Origin of the sequence: Mesorhizobium sp. M0018 (assembly GCF_040323955.1) — a bacterium.
Taxonomy (GTDB): domain Bacteria; phylum Pseudomonadota; class Alphaproteobacteria; order Rhizobiales; family Rhizobiaceae; genus Mesorhizobium.
This window is the reverse complement of the sequence record NZ_JAMYVL010000002.1, coordinates 162,335-179,708: the sequence shown is the minus strand read 5'-3', so window position 1 is coordinate 179,708 and position 17,374 is coordinate 162,335. Positions and strand designations below refer to the sequence as shown.

Below are 17,374 nucleotides of genomic sequence, written 5' to 3'. Positions count from 1 at the left end.
TGCCTTGTGCGGAAAGAACTAGCAGTGATTTTACTGTGCGGACTGTGAACGGGTGGCACCGCCGAGCCGCCTCAGAAACGTGGTCGCCGCGGACTTCATGTCCGACAACGAGAACCAAGCCAATGCGCAGAGGGTGATGAGGATCGTTAAGGCTAGAGGCGGGAGGGTGAAGCATCGGGATTTTGCTTGTAGCGATGAAACACACCATGAAGGCGAGAGCTGGAGAGATTCACGATAGCGATAAGTGACGGGCTGAATGCTTAAGGATATAAGCTTATATTTCAGATCAATTCTTCGAATCCTTTTGCCATTTTTCTCTTCGCCAATAAATTAACGAGGTTCTTGTCTCCTCTCTCAGTGATCTTCCAGTAGCTATTTTTGTCGTTTACCCCGCGCTTTTTTACGCCTTGCTCTAAAAGCCCCAAAGCTCGAAATTGAATTAAGATTTCACTCCAAGTTTCTATACTAATAACCACTTGACCTGCTGCCTCATAGTTCTCTTGATCGATTTTATCCTAGCTATGGAATCTGGAAATGAGGCTCTTCATGTCGTCTTCTGATGCCTCGTTTATTAGGGCCGGTCCAATATCTTGGAAAATAGCATCCCAAGATGCGGTGCATTTCCATTTGTGGTAAGAGGAAGCATACGTGTTAATATCTCTAAGATACCTAACTCCTTCAAGTGTAGTTTCACTTTTTCCGGATTCAAGAGTATCGTCAACTTCGTTATCAATATTTTTTGGATATGTTTCTCTTAGCTTACTATTTTCTTCGGTTAATCTGTTTATTTGCTCCAATAACGCAATAGGCGAAGACCCGTCATTCCTGATCCACCCGGGGCGAGGATTGATCTTGATCTCGCGAATTAACGAGCGTGACACTAATCCTCCCAATTCCGAAGCGCTGGACCATTCCCGGATAGGGTAGTCCTTCATAATCTCGGAGCGGAATGCTTCTAGTTTTTTCCGTAATGTCTCGTCCTTCTCCGTTTTTCCGACAGATATCTCGTCTGGCTTTCCATGAATGAAGGCGAGCACAGGAAGGCCGGTCTTCTTTGCGTAGCGATACTCTTTCTCTGTGTAACTAATGCCTTCATCGGTAACGGAGCCATATCGGCCGCCAATGATCAGGACATAGTAATCGCATTCGTCGATCACCCTCTTGATCACATCCCATTGGCTTTCGTTCGAAGCGACAAAGGCTTCCATCCCGGTTGGGATGCAATCCAGTTCCCAAATTGCCTGAATTACCTCGGCCCGCTCCTCCTTTAGATCGGCAAATGTCGAACTGATGAACACCTGATGCCTAACTGAGTAAGCCAACCAAATTCCTCCCCAAACGCCGCCGACTGTTCCGTCAACAGTTTCCGACCAATTCGCCTCGGAAACAGTCCAGCTATAAATAATGAAATGAAATCAATACAATACCGGACTGTTTCCGGATTTCCAGAAAAAGATATGGCTTGTTGAAAAATCAGCGGAAAATGGTGGGTGCGCACAGGATTGAACTGTGGACCCGCTGATTAAGAGTCAGCTGCTCTACCAACTGAGCTACGCACCCACTCGGCCGGCAAAACCGGCGTTGGCGGGCATATAGCCGCCGATATCCGCCATGTCCAGCCCCGTGGGATTCATTTCCCGACAAATCGCCGAAGTGCCGCGCCCGTCAAACAAAAAGCCTGCCTTCAGTCACCTTGACCGCATGGCCGCCGATGCGGGCGGCCGCCAGTTTGCCGCCTTCGACATTCAGTTCGAGGCGGATGCGCGAAGGCCGGCCCATCTCCAGCCCCTGCTCGATCCACAGTTGTGAAACACCGTCGGTCGGGCCGTCGAAATGCATGATCGCGCCAGCGAACGCGGCCGCCGCCGACCCGGTCGCCGGGTCTTCGTAGGACGGATTGCCGGGCACCATCATGCGGACATGGAAGGCGCTGTCGTGATGCACCGTCTCGCGGCAATAGACATAGGGGCTGGCGAAGGCCCAATCGCTCTTGCGTGGTGCGAGCTCCGACCAGGCCTGGTTGTCCAGCCTGATCCGGGCGGCCGCCTCCAGATTGGCGACGGGGATGGTCACGTAGGGCACGCCCGCCGACCAGAACGAAACGCGGTGGTTCTCGAAGCCGATCTCGTGCGGCCCAAGGCCAAGGGCCGCGCCGATCGCCTCGGGATCGGCCGACAATGCCAGCTGCGCCGGCAGTTTCGCCAGGTCGAACTCGGCAAAGGTCGAACCGTCGTGCTTGCTGACAGCGCAGCGCACCGGACCGATATTCTCCTCGAGCACGAAGATGCCGGCGGCCTCTCCCGCCATTTCGGCGAGCGCTATCGCGGAGCCGACGGTTGGGTGGCCGGCGAACGGCATTTCATAGTCGGGCGTGAAGATACGGATGCGGGCCCGGTGCTTCGGGTTGTCTGGCGGCAGCACGAAGACGGTTTCGGACAGGTTGAACTCGCGCGCCACCGCCTGCATCGCCGCAACATTGAGCCCGTCACAGTCGAGCACGATGGCCAGCGGATTGCCGGCCAGCCGGTTGGTGGTGAATACGTCGTAAAGCAAGTAATTCCGCGGTTGCATCTCAGTAAGTCCTCTGCCTCATTCCCAACATGAGCGAAATTTAATTTGAATTTTGAACCATAAGGCCTGATTTGTGCACTGATGCGATATCACTGAACATAGGGGTCCGGCGTGGACCAGATTGTCAATCTGCCAAAGACGGAATCCGCTTCCGCCATCGAGACGGCGCTCGGGCTCGACCACCAGGGCCTGAAGACAAAACGCCGTCGCGGTTGGGGTTACGCAGTGTTCGCACTGCTTGCCGTCGCCGCGAGTGTCGTCGGCTACCAGTGGTATGCGGGCTCGCCCGCCAAGATCGAGTATACCACGACACTGGCCGCCATGGCCGACCTTACCGTCGCCGTTTCGGCTACCGGCGCGCTGCAGCCTCTCACCCAGGTCGATATTTCCAGCGAACTCTCCGGCGTCGTCCGCTCGGTTTCGGTCAACGAGAACCAGCTGGTGAAGAAGGGCGATGTGCTGGCCGCGCTCGACACCGCAAAGCTGGAGGTGCAGATCGAGCGCGCCCAGGCCTCCGCCAAGGCAGCGGCGGCGAGCGTCGAGGACGCCACCGTGACCCTGGCCGAAAACGAAAAGGCGCTGGTGCGCGCGGCGCAACTGACCAAGCGCGGCATGGCGACGGACCAGTCGCTCGAAGCGGCAACCGCCACCCGCGACCGCTCGAAGGCGGCGCTTGATATCGCCAAAGCCAACCTCGCCATGGCCAATGCCGATCTCAAGGCGCAACAGACGGATCTTGCCAAGAGTACCATCTACGCTCCGATCGACGGCATCATACTGACGCGCTCGGTCGACCCCGGCCAGACGGTCGCCTCCTCGCTGCAGGCGCCGGTGCTGTTCGTCATCGCCGCGGATTTGAAGAACATGGAATTGAAGGCTGCGGTCGACGAGGCCGATATCGGCGCCGTCAAACCCGGCCAGCATGCGCGCTTCACCGTCGACGCGTTCCCCGAACGGCCATTCGACGCCGAAATCCGCGACATTTCCTATGCCTCGGTCACCACCGACGGTGTCGTTACCTATGATGCAAGGCTCGACGTCGACAATAGCGAGCTTCTGTTGCGGCCCGGCATGACAGCCACCGTCTCGGTCGTCACCAAGCAGGCCAAGAACGTGCTCACCGTGCCATCGATCGCCTTCCGCTACCGGCCGGCGCAGACGGCGGAGCGCGGCTGGAGCCTCACCGACCTGTTCACCGGCCGCATGGGACGCCCCGGCGGCAACCGCCAGCACCAGGCGGCGGCGAAGCCCACCGACGGCTCGCGCACGCTCTACGTGCTGGAGAATGGGCGGCCGCATCCGGTCAACGTCAGGGTCGGCTCGACAGACGGAGAACTGACCGAGATCGTCTCCGGCCTGGAGGAAGGCGCGCAAGTCATTACCGCCTCGCAGCAGCGGAGCTGATCGTGGCATCGGGCGCGACCACCCTCATAGGCTTCGACAAGGTCTGGAAAAGCTATGGCCGGGGCGAAGCCCGGGTGCATGCGCTGGCCGGCGTCGACCTCGCCATCAGGCGCGGCGAATTCATCGCCATTATGGGCCCGTCCGGTTCGGGCAAATCGACGGCCATGAACATCATTGGCTGCCTCGACACGCCGACCGCTGGGACCTACAGCTTCGAAGGCATCGACGCCGGCCGTCTCGATCGCAATCGCCGCGCCGTACTGCGCAACCTCTATGTCGGCTTCGTCTTCCAAGGCTACAACCTCTTGCCGCGCACCACGGCGGCGGAGAATGTCGAACTGCCGCTGATCTACCGCGGCGTTGGTGCCCGCGAGCGTCGCGGCCTTGCCATGCAGGCGCTTGCCGAGGTCGGCCTTGTCGGCCGCGAGCATCATACGCCAGCCGAGCTGTCCGGCGGCCAGCAGCAGCGCGTGGCGATCGCCCGCGCCATCGTCACCAGGCCGACGCTGCTCGTTGCCGACGAGCCGACCGGCAATCTCGACACCGCACGCACGCACGAGATCATGGAACTCCTGACGCAGCTGAACAGCGAGCTCGGGCTGACTATCGCCATGGTCACGCACGAAGCCGATGTTGCCGGCTATGCGCAGCGCACGATCCGTTTCCTCGATGGCCATGTCGCCTTGGACACAGCCAATCTCGAGATGGCCTAGCCATGATCTGGGAAACCGTTCGCCTCTCGCTCCGCTCCATCCGCCGCAACGTGCTGCGCTCGTTCCTGACGCTGCTCGGCATCGTCATCGGCGTCGCCGCCGTCATCGCCATGCTGACCATCGGCTCGGGCACCACCGAGAAGGTCAAATCCGACATTTCCAAGCTCGGCAGCAATCTGCTCGTCATCCGTTCCGGCCGTCCGGCCGGGCCTGGCGGACCTGGAGGGCTCGATCAGGTCGTCCGACCGCTGGGCGACAAAGATCTCGCAGCGCTTGTCGCGCATCTGGACGGCGCGCGTGCCATCTCGCCGGCGTCGCAAAAGCAGGTGCGCGTCATTTTCGGCACCGAAAGCCTGACCTCGGGCGTCACCGGAACCGACAGCGCCTATCTCGATGCCCGCGACTGGAAGCTGGTTTTGGGCCGCCCGTTCAGCGATTCGGAAACCCGCTCGGGCACCGGCGTCTGCCTCATCGGTGAGACGGTGCGCCAGCAGTTCTTCGGCGCCGGCGACCCTGAAGGCGAGATCATCCGCGTCAACCGCACTTCCTGCAAGATCATCGGCTTGCTCGAACCGAAGGGCTATACCGGTTTCGGCCAGGACCAGGACAATGTCGTGCTGATGCCGCTCGCCGCCTATCAGCGTCGCATTGCCGGCAATCGCGACATCGATTCGATCTATGTCGCCGCCGACGACCGTACGCCAACCACGGTGCTGCAGCAGCGCGTCGAGGACATCTTGCGCGACACACGCCGCATCACGCCCGACCGCGACGATGATTTCTCGATCCGCGACATGACCCAGATCGCCGATGCCATGGCCAGCGCGACCACCACCATGACTGGCATGCTCGGTGCCGTCGCCGGCGTCAGCCTGCTCGTCGGCGGCATCGGCATTATGAACATCATGCTGGTGTCGGTAACCGAGCGCACGCGCGAGATCGGCATCAGGCTCGCCATCGGCGCCCACGAAAAGCACATCCTCATCCAGTTCCTGGTCGAGGCAACCGTGCTGTCGCTGCTTGGCGGCATCATCGGCATCCTGATCGGCCTGGCCCTTGCCGGCCTCGCCTCGCTGACGCTGACGATCCCGTTTGCGCCAAGCCCGGCGGTCATCCTGCTTGCTGTCGGCTTTTCCGCGCTGATCGGCATGGTGTTCGGCTTCTTCCCGGCGCTGCGCGGCGCGCGGCTTAACCCGATCGACGCGCTGAGGCATGAATAGGCATTGCAGCAAGTGTCGCCTCCAGACGCTGCCAATTTTTTATGCAACCTGCCCTTGTCGCAGCACATTCTGCAATGATAACAATGCTGTTGGGGACTAAGGGGGGAACAATGGATGAGCAAGAAAGCGCGACTGGCTCTGGCGATTGTGATCGTCGAAGCCGCCTTGGCAGGGCTTTGGTGGAATTTGATCCTTTATGGGATGGAGAATCCCGATCGCGTCACCGCTGACTTCCAGCAGGTAATTGGGCAGACGATGGGAACAGCGATGGGGGCGCTCCTGGGTCTCGGCGTGCTGTTGTATTTTGTTGCCGCCCGCAACGACCGCAAGGCTATTGAAGGTAGGCTACGGCGTTAGAGTTGGAAACCTTGCTCGCTCGCAAAGTGCCATTCGATCAGCGGTCTCATATGCGGCATCAGCCCGTCCGGCAGATCGGCGGCATTGCGGATGATTACAGGGCCTTCGATTTCAGGCTCTGATTCGGCGGCGACGAATGCACTGATCCGCTGTGCGAGGTCGTCGGCGGAGGCCGTCTCGCGGTAGCGGCGAAAGATCACCGTGCCGGTTGCCGTCGACAGGGCGTAATGGCGCCTGCCGCGTGTCGCACCTGATAGATCGAGCCCGGTTTCCTCCAGTACCTCGCGGATCATGTTGAAGTCGACGTCAACAATGCCGTCGCGGAAATCGGTTGGCTCGAACGAACCGGCGGCGAAGTAGACGCGCCCGGCATTGACCGTATGCGGTGCCATACGGATCGCCACCAACGCGTTGTCGCCGGCGACCAGCATGGCGTGCGCGTAGGCATGTTCGGCGCCAGGCACCTGTCGATTGCTGCGCCAAAGCATGAAGGTCGAATAACGCACCGCATGGCAACGGCCGACTAGGCGATTGTCGCGATAGCTGAGAGCGGAAAGCAGCACCACGGTGCCGTCGAAAAGCGCCGGCTTGGCCGCGGTCTCACGCCGCCAGTTTGCCGCGATCGCGTCGGCATGATCGCGCTCGAACGGATGCGGGCCGGAATCGAGCCTGACGTCGATGGCATCGACCGGCAGGATGACGTTGCGCGGCAAATCGAAACTCACGCCTGTCTCACACCATGTCGAGGGCAATTGCTACTGGGCAATGGTCGGATGCCTTCGGCCGGTCCCACCCGGCGCGTGGGAAGCGCTCGACCTCCTGGCCCGCCGGAAATATGGTGCGCCAAGGCTGCCCGCTACGGATGATATCGGGAACGGCGGTGGCGTTCTGCCTGGCTAGCGCCCTCGACAAAAGGATGTAGTCGAGCTGGCAGAGATGCCGCTCTTCCGGTCCGCGCGTGTGATAGAAAGTCCAGCGGTCCATTTCCGGCCGCCGCTCGACCGTGTTTTCGCAAAAACCGCCGGCAGTGAGCACGTCGATGCAGGACCGGGTCTCGTCGATCACCTCGAAGCGATGGCCGTCGAAAACATCGCCAGTGATCTTCACGCGCTGCCGGTAGTCGTTCATGTCGCCGCAGATTGCCCAGCGCTTGTCGGCGGCATTATCCTTACCGAAGCGCTCCTCGATGATCCGGCGCACCGCTTGCGCCTCGGCGATGCGCAGCGGCATTGTCGCCTCGCGGCCGTCGAGGCCGTTACGGGGCGAGCCCATCGACTTGAAATGCACGAGATACAGCGTCAACGGCGCGCCAGCGACTGTCAGATCGATTTCCAGGCAGTCGCGTCGGAAGATGCGTTCATTGGCCTGGTGACCAAGCGCTGCCAATTCCGCCGTGTGCAGGCCGAATTGCTCGAACGTGACATAGGCGTAGCTAGTCATGCGCACGAATTCGATTGGCTGGCCCTGCGCGGTCTCGTTGCGCATCATCACGGCGACGTCGATGCCGCGCGAATCATTGCCGGCGGTGGTGTATTTCTGCCGGTAGCCTTGCCCCACCATCTTGAACAGATAGCCATATTCGAAGGCCCTCAGCGCCTCGATATTGTCGACTTCCTGCATGCAGATGATGTCGGCGCGGGTGGCCGCGATCGCCAGCGCCGTCAACTGGCGCGTGTCGTCGGACTGCGCGATCGCCCGCGCCTGCTCGAGCATCTTGTATTCGGCCTCGCTCTGGATGTCGAAAAGCGCCAGTGTGCGATCTTCGTTGAGCTGATTGCGGTATCCGGAATAATCAAACCTGTTCATTAGGTTTTCGACGTTGAAGGTGGCAAGGCGCAGCGACATGGCTTTGAGCTTTGCCCGCAAGCGCGCCCGAAAACAAGGGCGCAGAAACCAGGCGGCTCTGATTGATCGCGCGCTCGCCATGGTTGACGGAACCTTTTTGTTCATCTTCCGTTCAGATGGAAAGTTCCATCAATAGGCCCTTCCCCGAGGTTTCTGGGCGTGGGGCCTGAATTTCGGAGAGTGCGATGAAACCGCTCTTTTTATCTTCCGTCAGATCCGGGCTGATGGCCCTCGGTCTGATCGCCAGCCTCTCGGCCCCGTCGCTTGCCGGGCCGATGCCCAAACCCCTGCTGCCGGTGGCGGGCAACGCTGCCGACATCGTGCAAATTCGTGAAGATTGGGCAGGCGGCAATGACAGGCAGATCTGGCGTTGGCGCAATCGCGGCTTTCGGCAATGGCACGGCGGCGACGATTGGAGATGGCGGTCCCACAATTTCCGCGGCCGTCATTTTTCGAGACACTGGGACAATGGCGGCTGGGACGACAGCTGGCGCTGGCGCCACCATCGCCGCCATTACCGCGGCGGCTACTATGATGATGGTGCGGGTGCCGCGATTCTTGGCTTGGGCCTGGGCCTCGGCCTTGGCAGCCTGTACAACAGCTACAACTACTACGACGCGCCGCCACCGCGCCGCTATTATCGCGCAGGGCGGCTTTCCAGTGCACATGTTCAATGGTGTTACAATCGCTACCGGTCGTACCGCGCCTGGGACAACACCTTCCAGCCCTATTACGGGCCGCGCCAGCAATGCTACTCGCCCTATAGGTAAGCAGGCCGACAACAAGCATCATTCGGCGCCGTGCTTCGCGGCGCCTTTTTCTTCCAGCCAGGAACCGCGAACATCGCCCAGTCCCGACTGCTGATAACGCTATTTTTATCAGGCAGGTCTAATAATCCTCCCGATCAGAACGCCCGAGACGCGAAAAATGGCTGGATTGCGTGCGATGGCCGAGGACGAACAGAGGGACAAACACCGGCAGCGCGTCTTGAAGGGCGCGACGATCCTGACCGGCGTGAGCAATTCCGAGGTCACATGCACGCTGCGCAACATGCACGCCGGCGGCGCCGAATTGAAGGTCTCGATCGACGCGCGCGTGCCCGATGAGTTCCTGCTCTATGTTCCGACCGACGGCATTGCCTACAAGGCCGTGGTCCGCTGGCGCCGCGAGGATCGTATCGGCGTGATGTTCACCGGTACCGAACCAAAGCCCAGTTGGCACTACGGCTGAGATCCCGGCGCTATCCGGGTGGCAGGACTCGCAGTGTCTGCTCGTCAAACAGCGGCTCATCCTGGCCGACGCGAACGAATAGAAGCTTTCGCAGTTCGGGTGATTGCACCTCGAAATACTGAATGCCGTCCGGGGCTTCGCCCCATTCGCCGCAAGGCGGTACGCCGACCTCGTCAGGGTTGGCGACGGTCTTCAATTCCTCACGATAGGCGGCATTGGGACTGAAAACATACCGGAGGATGCGCGCGGGCGTCGCCCCTTCGGTGTAAGGCATGAGCACGCAACGTGTGCTGATGGCTTTCTCGGTCTTCTCCGTAAAAATGCGCTGCAACGCAGCATCGGCGGCCTCGCCAGGCAGCATATCGAAGACTTCGACGACAGGATCGGCCGGCCCGCCGTCGCTGTATTTGATGGCAAGAGCATTGCCGCCAAGCTCGAAATGAATCCGGCGAAGACCGAAATCGCAACGCTGCACCCAGGCAGCCAGCCCGACATCCCTGTCCGCCAGCCGTTCCCAGGTGCATTTGTCGACAGGCGGACGCGACGGCTTGCCTTGGTCGGCGCGAGCGCCGGTTGCCATGGCAACAAGGACCGGCAGGGCGCAGATGCAGGCCGGCAGTCTCTTGCTATTCATCGCTGCAACCCGACAAGGTAAAGGCATCCCAGGCTGAACCATCGGGATTGGCATTGGCGAAATCGGGCCATTCGGTAAAAATCGCGCCGAAGTCAGGCAACAGCAACCCTGCCGGTGCCGGCGAGGCTTCGCGGGAATTCAACTGCTCGGCACCGCCTGCATTGAACGCATAGACCTGCCCATCCCACACTCTGCACAGCCCGGTGCCGTCCTCGAGACCAGCCTCACGATCGTCGTCGGTGCAGGTGTGCCGGATCGTGCCCACAGGAAAGGAGTACTTGCCATTGGTCCAGGTAATGTCCGACGGCAGACGAATGTCGGTGTTGGGCACGATCAACGAAAAGACCTCGGTCGTCAGCGCGGCCGGCTCGTTGTTGGTTGGCCGGAACTGTATCGTCGCTCCCGAACGCGGCTCGCGATAGGTCGCATGGCTGAGCGAACATTCTGTTGCGTTCGCTGCTTGCAACAGGCTCAGCATGCTCAGAAAAATAGCTGCTGCTTTGCGGATGATCATTTAAGTCCCTTGGAGCAGCATCATTGTGAAGTTTGAGCATCGATGCTTTAGCATGGCCCAAGGCCGCGTCGAAAAGAAAGAATCGATGATGCGAAATCTCTTGATGCTCATTTCGATCTTAACATTTACGTGCGGCAGCGCCTTTGCCACGGAACCTTATGTGGGCACATGGTCCGGGGACAGATCGAACTGTACCGCCGTTGCGGATGTTCAACGCCAGACTGTCTACACATTGTACCGCGACGCGCTGTCGGTCCCTGCTCTCGGCTGCGAACACGCATCGTTTCTCAAGACGCCTACGGGCTGGGTGGCTCGGGCCAGCCAATGCTACGGATCCGACCCATCGGCCGAAGAGCCGTTCTCCCGTGTCATCCATATTGTGGTCGACGGGGCGACGGTGAGATTGACATGGCCTGGCTTCGACAGCGGAGTTCTTGTCAGATGCTGAAGACAGGCGTCTTTTTCCGCTGGATATGCAGCCTAGGACAGCAGCTTCAGATGACGCCTACCAGCAGCGCGGCTCCACCGAGGAGGCCAACTGCGCAGACCCACAGGAGCCAAAGCCCGCTCACCCTGCATTCGAGAACCGCTGCAACCGGGTTGTCGGGATCGTAGTGGACCTCGACCTTGTCGCCCTGGAGGTAGCGCTGCGATCGACCGCTGACGAGGCTCGGCAGCGAAGCCGTCACGTTTGCGCCGAACGCGATGCGATCGGCGGCGTAGCGCTGGCCGGCGACGCTATAGCTGTAGACGACGCGGGATTTGAAGACTGTCCGCCAGGGCCGATAGCCGCCTCCGGACCTGTCGCGGGTCTCGAATTTCCGCAGGCCCGAAGCATCGATGCGTCCTGCCGTGATCGGCCATTTGGCCGCCTGTTCCGCAAGTGACTTCTGGGCAAAGCCCATGCGCAGGACAAACAATCCCATGAAAAGCAGCAGGGCAGCGGCGCCGAGGTTCTGCGGCCTGGGCAAAAACGGCCGGATCGCTTCGAGGACGCCGCCGACGGAGAAGACCAATACAAGCGCGCCGACCACCAGCCCGGCCGAAAGCTGGACCATGAACTTGAAGGAGCCGTCGGGCATGGTGCGTTCGATCACCGCCTTGGCTGGATCGGCCGGATTGTAGAAGACGGTTACGCCGGCCCCGTTTGGAAATTTCGCAAGGGTTTCCGCCACTGCAAAGTTTCCAAGGTTCTCCTGCACGCTGTAGTGCGAACTGCGAAATGTCTTGCCGTTCACCTTGTATTCGAAGGTGATTGCCGGGAAGTTGCGGATTTCGGTCGACCCTCTGCTGTCCGAACCGGATCCCGAACTGGTCACCTCGCGGGCCTCGACCCGCGACGAGATGATTTTTCCCGGCGTCGGAGACCAGCGGCTGACCGCCCTAACCTCCCACCATTTCAGCAAGGTGACGAGGGAGAGCATGCCGGCAACCGCGCAGGCAAACCCGATCAACAGAAATTTGAGTTCCAACTCTCACCCCCTTGGCACTTTTGTGCCATGCCCCGCACAGGCATATCACGGTGATGAGGATAGTGCGCCTGTCCAGAAGCCTGGAAACCACACGATCTTGATGCGAAAAGGCCGGCGGATCGCTCCGCCGGCCTTTCTTGATCGGCAATGAAATTGCGATCAGTTCTTGGCCTTGTCGACCAGCTTGTTCATGGAAATTCCCACGCGCCCGCAGGGCGAAGCCCGAGGACGGGTAACGAAACGAACGTGGATGTCCTTCAGTTCTTGGCCTTGTCAACCAGCTTGTTCTTCGAAATCCACGGCATCATCGCGCGCAGCTTGGCGCCGACTTCCTCGATCTGGTGGCTGTCGTTGTTGCGGCGGATGCCCTTGAAGCGCGACATGCCGGCGCGGTATTCCTGCATCCATTCCGAGGTGAACTTGCCGGTCTGGATATCCTTCAGCACGCGCTTCATCTCGGCCTTGGTCTCGGCGGTGATGATGCGCGGGCCCGAGACATATTCGCCCCATTCGGCGGTGTTCGAGATCGAGTAGTTCATGTTGGCAATGCCGCCTTCATAGATCAGGTCGACGATCAATTTGACCTCGTGCAGGCACTCGAAATAGGCCATTTCCGGCGCGTAGCCGGCTTCCACCAGTGTCTCGAAGCCGGCGCGGATCAATTCGACTAGGCCGCCGCACAGCACCACCTGCTCGCCGAACAGGTCGGTCTCGCACTCCTCGCGGAAATTGGTCTCGATAATACCCGAGCGGCCGCCGCCAACGCCGCAGGCATAGGAGAGCGCCAGGTCGAGCGCATTGCCCGAAGCGTCCTGGTTGACCGCGACCAGGCACGGCACACCACCGCCCTTCTGGTATTCGCCGCGCACCGTATGGCCAGGCCCCTTCGGCGCGATCATCACGACGTCAACCGAAGCTTTGGGCTCGATCAGGCCAAAATGCACGTTGAGGCCGTGGGCAAAGGCGATCGCTGCGCCATCGCGGATGTTCGGCGCGATCTCGGATTTGTAGATGTCGGCCTGCAGCTCGTCCGGCGTGGCCATCATCATCAGGTCGGCCCACTTGGCGGCATCGGCTACGCTCATCACCTTGAGCCCGTCGGCCTCGACCTTCTTGGCGGTCGCCGAGCCGGCCTTGAGGCCGATGGCGATGTCCTTGACGCCGGAATCCTTAAGGTTGAGCGCATGCGCCCTGCCCTGGCTGCCATAGCCGATGATGGCGACCTTCTTGCCCTTGATCAGGTTGAGATCGGCATCGCGATCGTAATAGACACGCATTTTTGTTCCTTCCCGTTTTGAATTCAGAGGCCTTGCGGCCCGGTTTTTGCCCCGTAAAGAGCGAGAAACTGCTGCGTCGCCCGGACGGCATCGCCGCCGATCGCCGCATCAGTCAATTCCAGCCGGTCGCCAAGCAGCAGGCGGATCTGCACGTCGCGGGCGACCAGCCCGAAAAAGGTGCGGAACGCCGTCTCCGCGTCGGAAAACTCGAGGAAACCAGCTTCCTTGCCTGCCTCCAGCACCGGTTTAAGGCGCCGGGCCAGTGCGAAGCGGCCGTTCTCCAGCACGATGGCGCCGAGATCGTCCTTCCCCGAACTAGCATGGCCGACCGCCACCCTGTTCAGCGCGATCGAGGTGTCGCTCGAAATTACCTTGAGCCAGTCCGAAGCGAAGCGTTCGAGGCTCGCCGTCAGCGAAGGGAGGTCGAGCCCCTTGCGGTCGACCGGCACTACCCGCACCTTGGACGCCTGCCATTGTACCGTTGCCGTCAACAGCCCGTCGCGATCGCCGAACCATTTGTAGAGCGTCTCCTTCGAGCAGCTCGCCCGCCGCGCCACGGCGGTCATGGTCAACTGATCGCCCTCTTCGACCAGCAGGCGAAGGGCGGCGTCGAGCACGTCCTTCTGCCGCTCCGTCAGCGCCTCGCTGGTTTCGATGTCGGTCACAGCGTGCAACACAGTTTTTCCTCAGGAGGCAAACTCACCGCAGTTCAGATACGAGCTCGATGCGTACCGTACGTTACGGTTCGGCTTTATGGCGTATTGCCCGACCCGACGCAAGCCTTTATTTCTGTAGCTTGCTCCATGCGGGGCATCACGGGAGACACTGATCATGCTCGCCGGATTGCTTGCGTTGACCGTTACCGCAGTGTTCGCGGGTGCGGCTATCTACGTCAGCGTCGCCGAACAGCCGGCGCGGCTTCGCCTCGAGGACAAAGCATTGCTGCAGGAATGGCAGCCTTCCTACAAGCGCGGCGCCGCCATGCAGGCCTCGATTGCCGTCATCGCCTGTTTTCTTGGCCTCGTCGCGTGGTGGCTGACTGGCAATCTCGCTTATCTGGCCGGCGCCGTGCTGATCATCCTGCCTTGGCCATGGACGCTGCTGGTGATGATGCCGGCAAACAGGTTGCTGGAGGCGATGGACGCGAACTCCGTCAATCCTGAAGCTCGGACATTGATCGCCAAATGGGGCAATCTGCATCTGGTCCGCGTCGGGCTTGGCGTTCTGGCGACGTTGGCATTCCTCTTGGGCAGTGCCTGACCTCGCCAATCGGTCGCCATCTTCGTCATGAAGGCGTGTCACTCCAGGGCGGGCGGATCTCGCAGGCGCCCAAGCAGAGCTGACAGCGCGTCCAGTTCAACATTGGAAAGCCGGGAGCCGACCAACTCCGCGATCGACCGGCCGTAGACAGCCCACATGCGGCGGCGCGTCTCGCGTCCCTTGTCTGTGACGCGGACTGTTTGCCCGCGGCCGTCATCGGCAACTGGAAGCTTCTCGACCTGCCCGTCGGCTTCGAGCCGCGCCAGCAGCCGGGAGATGTTGTACTGCGCAAACAGGGTGCGCTCGGTGAGTTGGAACGGCCGCAATCCGCCCTCGCCCGCCTCGGCAAGCTCGTGCAGGATGTCGTACCAGGCAAGCGGCGGCAGGCCACTGTCCTTCAGCGCGTCCTCGGCTCTTTCCAACAACTGGCGCGAAACCCGCATCAGGCGAGCCCAGGCCTTGATGGCTGGAGGTGAAGGAATCCCGGTCATGATTGCATCGTAGGCGATAGATGCAATTGCATCAAGCTTGACGATCGATGCAAGTGCATCTATATAGATGCAATCGCATCAATCACGAGAGGCAATTCCGATGAAGCATGAAATCTGCAAGATCGCCGACATTCCGGAAACAGGCAGCCTCATCGCTCCGTTTTTCGGCCGCGAGGTCCATGTCTACCGCAGCGGCGAGCGTATCCGCGCCGCCGCCAACGTCTGCCTGCATTTCGGTGGCCCGCTCGACTGCAAGGACGGCAAGCTCGTCTGCCAGTGGCACGGCGCCTCGTTCGACATGGCGAACGGTGATCGCCTCGAAGGCCCGGCGCCGAAGGGCTCCCGCCTGATGTTCCTCTCCACCCGCGTCGAGGACGGTGCTTTGAACTATGTCTGGGAGGAGTGAGATGACCGACAAGCTCACTCTCGTCAGCCATCATCTTTGCCCCTATGTGCAGCGCGCGGCGATTTCGCTTCGCGAAAAGGGCGTGCCGTTCGAACGCATCACGGTCGATCTCGCCAACAAGCCTGCCTGGTTCAAGGCGATATCGCCGCTCGGCAAGGTGCCGCTGCTCCGCGTTGAGCATGACGGCCAGGAAACGGTGATCTTCGAATCGCTCGTCATCCTCGAATTCCTCGAGGAAACCCAGCCCAATCCGCTGCATCCCACCGACCCCTACGCCCGTGCCCGGCATCGCGCCTGGATCGAGTTCGGCTCGGCAATCCTCAATGCCATCGGCCGCTTCTATTCAGCTCTCACCGAAGCCGCCTTCATCGCCGAACGCGGGGCTCTGGCAGCAATGTTCGATCGCCTGGAAGTGGAACTGGCGAACGGCGCGGCTGGGCCATGCTTCGACGGCGAGCGCTTTTCACTGGTCGACGCGGTCTACGGCCCGATTTTTCGCTATTTCGACGCCTTCGACCGGATCGGCGATTTCGGCATCCTGGACGGAAAGCCGCATGTCCAGGTGTGGCGCGAGGCGTTGCGCAAACGCCCATCCGTGAAGGGCGCGGTCGCTCCCGATCATCCGCAACGCCTCCATGCATTCTTGCAGGCTAAGGGTTCGCACCTTTCGGAAATCATCCGCCAAAACGATCCGGCCACAGCGCTTCCGCAAGCCCTATCGGCTTGAATGGATTGAGCACCGTTCCTGTAACCATGGAAGCAAGAAACTGCGGCGCCGGCGGGACTTTTGCCAGCGTCGCCACCAGCCTGTCGCGGACGAACGGCATCACAATCGAGTCCGATTGATAAAACGGCGTCAGCACCAGCGACAGCGCCTGGAAGACCCGCACATGCCATCGCCGTGTCCGGACATAGGCCTCCAGTGCAGTATCGATACGGTCCGTTCCTATTAGTGCGTAGTTGAGCGCGGCTGCATCGAGCAGCGCCATGTTCGCGCCCTGGCCGAGCTGCGGGCTCGTTGAATGGGCCGCGTCGCCGATAACGGCCAATCGCCGTCCGGCTGGCGTCTTCATCGTGTGATGGCCATAGCGCGCCAGCGAGAGCTGCTCGAAACTGTCGATCTGGTCGATGAAGGCCGCGCATTCAGGCCACAGCCCGACCAATCTCGCCTTCCATGCCTCGAGACCTGCCGCCCAGACGCGCTCGGCATCCGCCGGCTTGAGGCTCCAGAAGAATGCCGCCATCTTCTGGGCATCCGGCTCGGGCCGGCCGATTGGCAGCACGCCGATCATCACGCTCGCGCTGTCGTAGCGCTGCAGCAGCGCGTGCTCGTCGAAACCCTCGCCGCGCCAGCCAAGCGATGCCCAGAACGCGCCATAGGCGAGCGATCGCGGTTCGCCCGGATTGTTCACGCACCGCCGCAGTTTGGAGCGCGAACCGCTGGCATCCACTACCAGGTCGAACGACCCTATCCGTTGTCCGTTGCCGCAGATCAATGTTGCCCGCTCGCCGGTTTCCAGCGTCTCGAGCTCGATACCTGTCTCAATGGTGAGCGCCTGGCGCCGGGCGGCGCGGAAAAGCACGCCGAACAGAGCCGCGCGGTGCACCGCCAGCCCGAAGCGGCCGCCACTCCGGGCATCGTAGCGGACGTCGAGCACTGTGCGGCCGGTCTTGGCATCTGCACCATGCAGGCGGTCTATGCGGCTGCCCAGCGCCAGAATGTCATCGAGCAGGCCGAGATCGGCAAGCACCGTCAGCCCGGTCGGCTGCAGGATCAGCCCGGACCCGACCGGTTGTGGCTGGTCGAAGCGCTCGAAGATGATGACCCTATGTCCGGCGCGCGTGAGATAGAGCGCGGCGGCAAGTCCAGCCGGCCCGGCGCCGGCAATCGCGATGTCCAGAGAATTGCCCATCTGCCCGCCCCAACCCAGGCCGGACAATCCTTCAGCACCGCCGCTAAATCAAGCCGCCGTCTCGGCC

At 61.0% G+C, this 17,374-nt stretch carries 21 protein-coding genes and 1 tRNA gene; 10 read left to right on the top strand and 12 right to left on the bottom strand.

From position 1 onward, the window contains the following. Window positions 1–515 precede the first annotated feature (515 nt). From NKJ81_RS03135 to NKJ81_RS03125, 3 genes are all read right to left on the bottom strand, one after another. Window positions 516–1,322, bottom strand: a complete 807-nt coding sequence (locus NKJ81_RS03135) for a DUF4062 domain-containing protein (RefSeq protein WP_352539598.1) — start codon at window positions 1,320–1,322, stop codon at window positions 516–518. A gap of 162 nt (window positions 1,323–1,484) precedes the next feature. After that, window positions 1,485–1,560 (bottom strand) — tRNA-Lys (locus tag NKJ81_RS03130). Window positions 1,561–1,665: 105 nt separating this feature from the next. Continuing rightward, the gene (locus NKJ81_RS03125) at window positions 1,666–2,571 is read right to left on the bottom strand and encodes a PhzF family phenazine biosynthesis protein (RefSeq protein WP_352539597.1); all 906 of its coding nucleotides are present in this window, start codon (window positions 2,569–2,571) and stop codon (window positions 1,666–1,668) included. A gap of 111 nt (window positions 2,572–2,682) precedes the next feature. Here NKJ81_RS03125 and NKJ81_RS03120 point away from each other — a divergent pair, with 111 nt between their 5' ends. From NKJ81_RS03120 to NKJ81_RS03105, 4 genes are all read left to right on the top strand, one after another. Then, on the top strand, window positions 2,683–3,975 hold the full coding sequence (locus NKJ81_RS03120; protein ID WP_352539596.1) for an efflux RND transporter periplasmic adaptor subunit: 1,293 nt from the start codon (window positions 2,683–2,685) through the stop codon (window positions 3,973–3,975). A 2-nt stretch (window positions 3,976–3,977) separates the two neighbouring features. Next, window positions 3,978–4,688, top strand: a complete 711-nt coding sequence (locus tag NKJ81_RS03115; RefSeq protein ID WP_352539595.1) for an ABC transporter ATP-binding protein — start codon at window positions 3,978–3,980, stop codon at window positions 4,686–4,688. A 2-nt stretch (window positions 4,689–4,690) separates the two neighbouring features. Then, window positions 4,691–5,908, top strand: coding sequence for an ABC transporter permease (locus tag NKJ81_RS03110; protein ID WP_352539594.1), 1,218 nt, complete (start codon window positions 4,691–4,693; stop codon window positions 5,906–5,908). A 114-nt stretch (window positions 5,909–6,022) separates the two neighbouring features. Then, a complete protein-coding gene (locus NKJ81_RS03105) occupies window positions 6,023–6,265 on the top strand; it encodes a hypothetical protein (protein WP_023720771.1) in 243 nt (80 codons plus the stop codon). Here the strand turns inward: NKJ81_RS03105 and NKJ81_RS03100 are convergent. Together NKJ81_RS03100 and NKJ81_RS03095 are read right to left on the bottom strand one after the other, a co-directional pair. Beyond that, on the bottom strand, window positions 6,262–6,990 hold the full coding sequence (locus NKJ81_RS03100) for a hypothetical protein (RefSeq protein ID WP_352539593.1): 729 nt from the start codon (window positions 6,988–6,990) through the stop codon (window positions 6,262–6,264). The two genes, NKJ81_RS03105 and NKJ81_RS03100, sit on opposite strands and share 4 nt — an antisense overlap. A 7-nt stretch (window positions 6,991–6,997) precedes the next feature. Next, the gene (locus tag NKJ81_RS03095; RefSeq protein WP_352539592.1) at window positions 6,998–8,110 is read right to left on the bottom strand and encodes an endonuclease/exonuclease/phosphatase family protein; all 1,113 of its coding nucleotides are present in this window, start codon (window positions 8,108–8,110) and stop codon (window positions 6,998–7,000) included. Here NKJ81_RS03095 and NKJ81_RS03090 point away from each other — a divergent pair. The 3 genes from NKJ81_RS03090 (at window position 8,109) to NKJ81_RS03080 (ending at window position 9,340) form a co-directional block, all read left to right on the top strand. Continuing rightward, window positions 8,109–8,246, top strand: a complete 138-nt coding sequence (locus tag NKJ81_RS03090) for a hypothetical protein (RefSeq protein WP_352470206.1) — start codon at window positions 8,109–8,111, stop codon at window positions 8,244–8,246. The genes NKJ81_RS03095 and NKJ81_RS03090 overlap by 2 nt on opposite strands. Before the next feature lie 49 nt (window positions 8,247–8,295). Continuing rightward, complete coding sequence (locus NKJ81_RS03085) at window positions 8,296–8,880, top strand: BA14K family protein (protein WP_352539591.1); 585 nt, start codon at window positions 8,296–8,298, stop codon at window positions 8,878–8,880. Between the two features lie 175 nt (window positions 8,881–9,055). Further along, entirely contained in the window at window positions 9,056–9,340 is a 285-nt protein-coding gene (locus NKJ81_RS03080; RefSeq protein WP_352470452.1) for a PilZ domain-containing protein, read from the top strand. A 10-nt stretch (window positions 9,341–9,350) separates the two neighbouring features. Here NKJ81_RS03080 and NKJ81_RS03075 read toward each other — a convergent pair whose 3' ends face one another. From NKJ81_RS03075 to NKJ81_RS03055, 5 genes are all read right to left on the bottom strand, one after another. Continuing rightward, a complete protein-coding gene (locus tag NKJ81_RS03075) occupies window positions 9,351–9,974 on the bottom strand; it encodes a hypothetical protein (RefSeq protein WP_352539590.1) in 624 nt (207 codons plus the stop codon). Then, window positions 9,967–10,488: a hypothetical protein gene (locus NKJ81_RS03070; protein WP_352539589.1), complete on the bottom strand. Its 522-nt coding sequence runs from the start codon at window positions 10,486–10,488 to the stop codon at window positions 9,967–9,969. Before NKJ81_RS03070 ends, NKJ81_RS03075 begins: the two co-directional genes overlap by 8 nt. Window positions 10,489–10,982: 494 nt before the next feature. Next, window positions 10,983–11,960 carry a DUF3592 domain-containing protein gene (locus tag NKJ81_RS03065; RefSeq protein WP_352539588.1) on the bottom strand — a complete coding sequence of 326 codons (978 nt, stop codon included), beginning with the start codon at window positions 11,958–11,960 and terminating at the stop codon, window positions 10,983–10,985. Window positions 11,961–12,217: 257 nt separating this feature from the next. Beyond that, window positions 12,218–13,237: a ketol-acid reductoisomerase gene (ilvC, locus tag NKJ81_RS03060; RefSeq protein WP_023676662.1), complete on the bottom strand. Its 1,020-nt coding sequence runs from the start codon at window positions 13,235–13,237 to the stop codon at window positions 12,218–12,220. A 23-nt stretch (window positions 13,238–13,260) separates the two neighbouring features. Next, window positions 13,261–13,914, bottom strand: coding sequence for a TetR/AcrR family transcriptional regulator (locus tag NKJ81_RS03055; protein ID WP_352539587.1), 654 nt, complete (start codon window positions 13,912–13,914; stop codon window positions 13,261–13,263). A gap of 154 nt (window positions 13,915–14,068) precedes the next feature. Here NKJ81_RS03055 and NKJ81_RS03050 point away from each other — a divergent pair, with 154 nt between their 5' ends. Further along, window positions 14,069–14,497, top strand: a complete 429-nt coding sequence (locus tag NKJ81_RS03050) for an anthrone oxygenase family protein (protein ID WP_352539586.1) — start codon at window positions 14,069–14,071, stop codon at window positions 14,495–14,497. A 38-nt stretch (window positions 14,498–14,535) separates the two neighbouring features. Here NKJ81_RS03050 and NKJ81_RS03045 read toward each other — a convergent pair whose 3' ends face one another. Continuing rightward, entirely contained in the window at window positions 14,536–14,988 is a 453-nt protein-coding gene (locus NKJ81_RS03045) for a MarR family winged helix-turn-helix transcriptional regulator (RefSeq protein WP_352539585.1), read from the bottom strand. A gap of 100 nt (window positions 14,989–15,088) precedes the next feature. Here NKJ81_RS03045 and NKJ81_RS03040 point away from each other — a divergent pair, with 100 nt between their 5' ends. Beyond that, window positions 15,089–15,394, top strand: a complete 306-nt coding sequence (locus tag NKJ81_RS03040) for a Rieske (2Fe-2S) protein (protein ID WP_352539584.1) — start codon at window positions 15,089–15,091, stop codon at window positions 15,392–15,394. A 1-nt stretch (window position 15,395) separates the two neighbouring features. Next, window positions 15,396–16,121, top strand: coding sequence for a glutathione S-transferase family protein (locus tag NKJ81_RS03035; protein ID WP_352539583.1), 726 nt, complete (start codon window positions 15,396–15,398; stop codon window positions 16,119–16,121). Here the strand turns inward: NKJ81_RS03035 and NKJ81_RS03030 are convergent. Continuing rightward, on the bottom strand, window positions 16,069–17,307 hold the full coding sequence (locus NKJ81_RS03030; RefSeq protein WP_352539582.1) for an FAD-dependent oxidoreductase: 1,239 nt from the start codon (window positions 17,305–17,307) through the stop codon (window positions 16,069–16,071). The genes NKJ81_RS03035 and NKJ81_RS03030 overlap by 53 nt on opposite strands. Window positions 17,308–17,374 lie beyond the last annotated feature (67 nt).

Bases quoted from the DNA above. Each gene is read 5' to 3' on its own strand.
- NKJ81_RS03125 (WP_352539597.1), bottom strand. From the start codon at position 2,571: ATGCAACCGCGGAATTACTTGCTTTACGACGTATTCACCACCAACCGG.
- NKJ81_RS03110 (WP_352539594.1), top strand. From the start codon at position 4,691: ATGATCTGGGAAACCGTTCGCCTCTCGCTCCGCTCCATCCGCCGCAAC.
- NKJ81_RS03105 (WP_023720771.1), top strand. From the start codon at position 6,023: ATGAGCAAGAAAGCGCGACTGGCTCTGGCGATTGTGATCGTCGAAGCC.
- NKJ81_RS03090 (WP_352470206.1), top strand. From the start codon at position 8,109: ATGGCTTTGAGCTTTGCCCGCAAGCGCGCCCGAAAACAAGGGCGCAGA.
- NKJ81_RS03095 (WP_352539592.1), bottom strand. From the start codon at position 8,110: ATGTCGCTGCGCCTTGCCACCTTCAACGTCGAAAACCTAATGAACAGG.
- NKJ81_RS03085 (WP_352539591.1), top strand. From the start codon at position 8,296: ATGAAACCGCTCTTTTTATCTTCCGTCAGATCCGGGCTGATGGCCCTC.
- NKJ81_RS03080 (WP_352470452.1), top strand. From the start codon at position 9,056: ATGGCCGAGGACGAACAGAGGGACAAACACCGGCAGCGCGTCTTGAAG.
- NKJ81_RS03075 (WP_352539590.1), bottom strand. From the start codon at position 9,974: ATGAATAGCAAGAGACTGCCGGCCTGCATCTGCGCCCTGCCGGTCCTT.
- NKJ81_RS03070 (WP_352539589.1), bottom strand. From the start codon at position 10,488: ATGATCATCCGCAAAGCAGCAGCTATTTTTCTGAGCATGCTGAGCCTG.
- ilvC (WP_023676662.1), bottom strand. From the start codon at position 13,237: ATGCGTGTCTATTACGATCGCGATGCCGATCTCAACCTGATCAAGGGC.
- NKJ81_RS03050 (WP_352539586.1), top strand. From the start codon at position 14,069: ATGCTCGCCGGATTGCTTGCGTTGACCGTTACCGCAGTGTTCGCGGGT.
- NKJ81_RS03045 (WP_352539585.1), bottom strand. From the start codon at position 14,988: ATGACCGGGATTCCTTCACCTCCAGCCATCAAGGCCTGGGCTCGCCTG.
- NKJ81_RS03040 (WP_352539584.1), top strand. From the start codon at position 15,089: ATGAAGCATGAAATCTGCAAGATCGCCGACATTCCGGAAACAGGCAGC.
- NKJ81_RS03035 (WP_352539583.1), top strand. From the start codon at position 15,396: ATGACCGACAAGCTCACTCTCGTCAGCCATCATCTTTGCCCCTATGTG.
- NKJ81_RS03030 (WP_352539582.1), bottom strand. From the start codon at position 17,307: ATGGGCAATTCTCTGGACATCGCGATTGCCGGCGCCGGGCCGGCTGGA.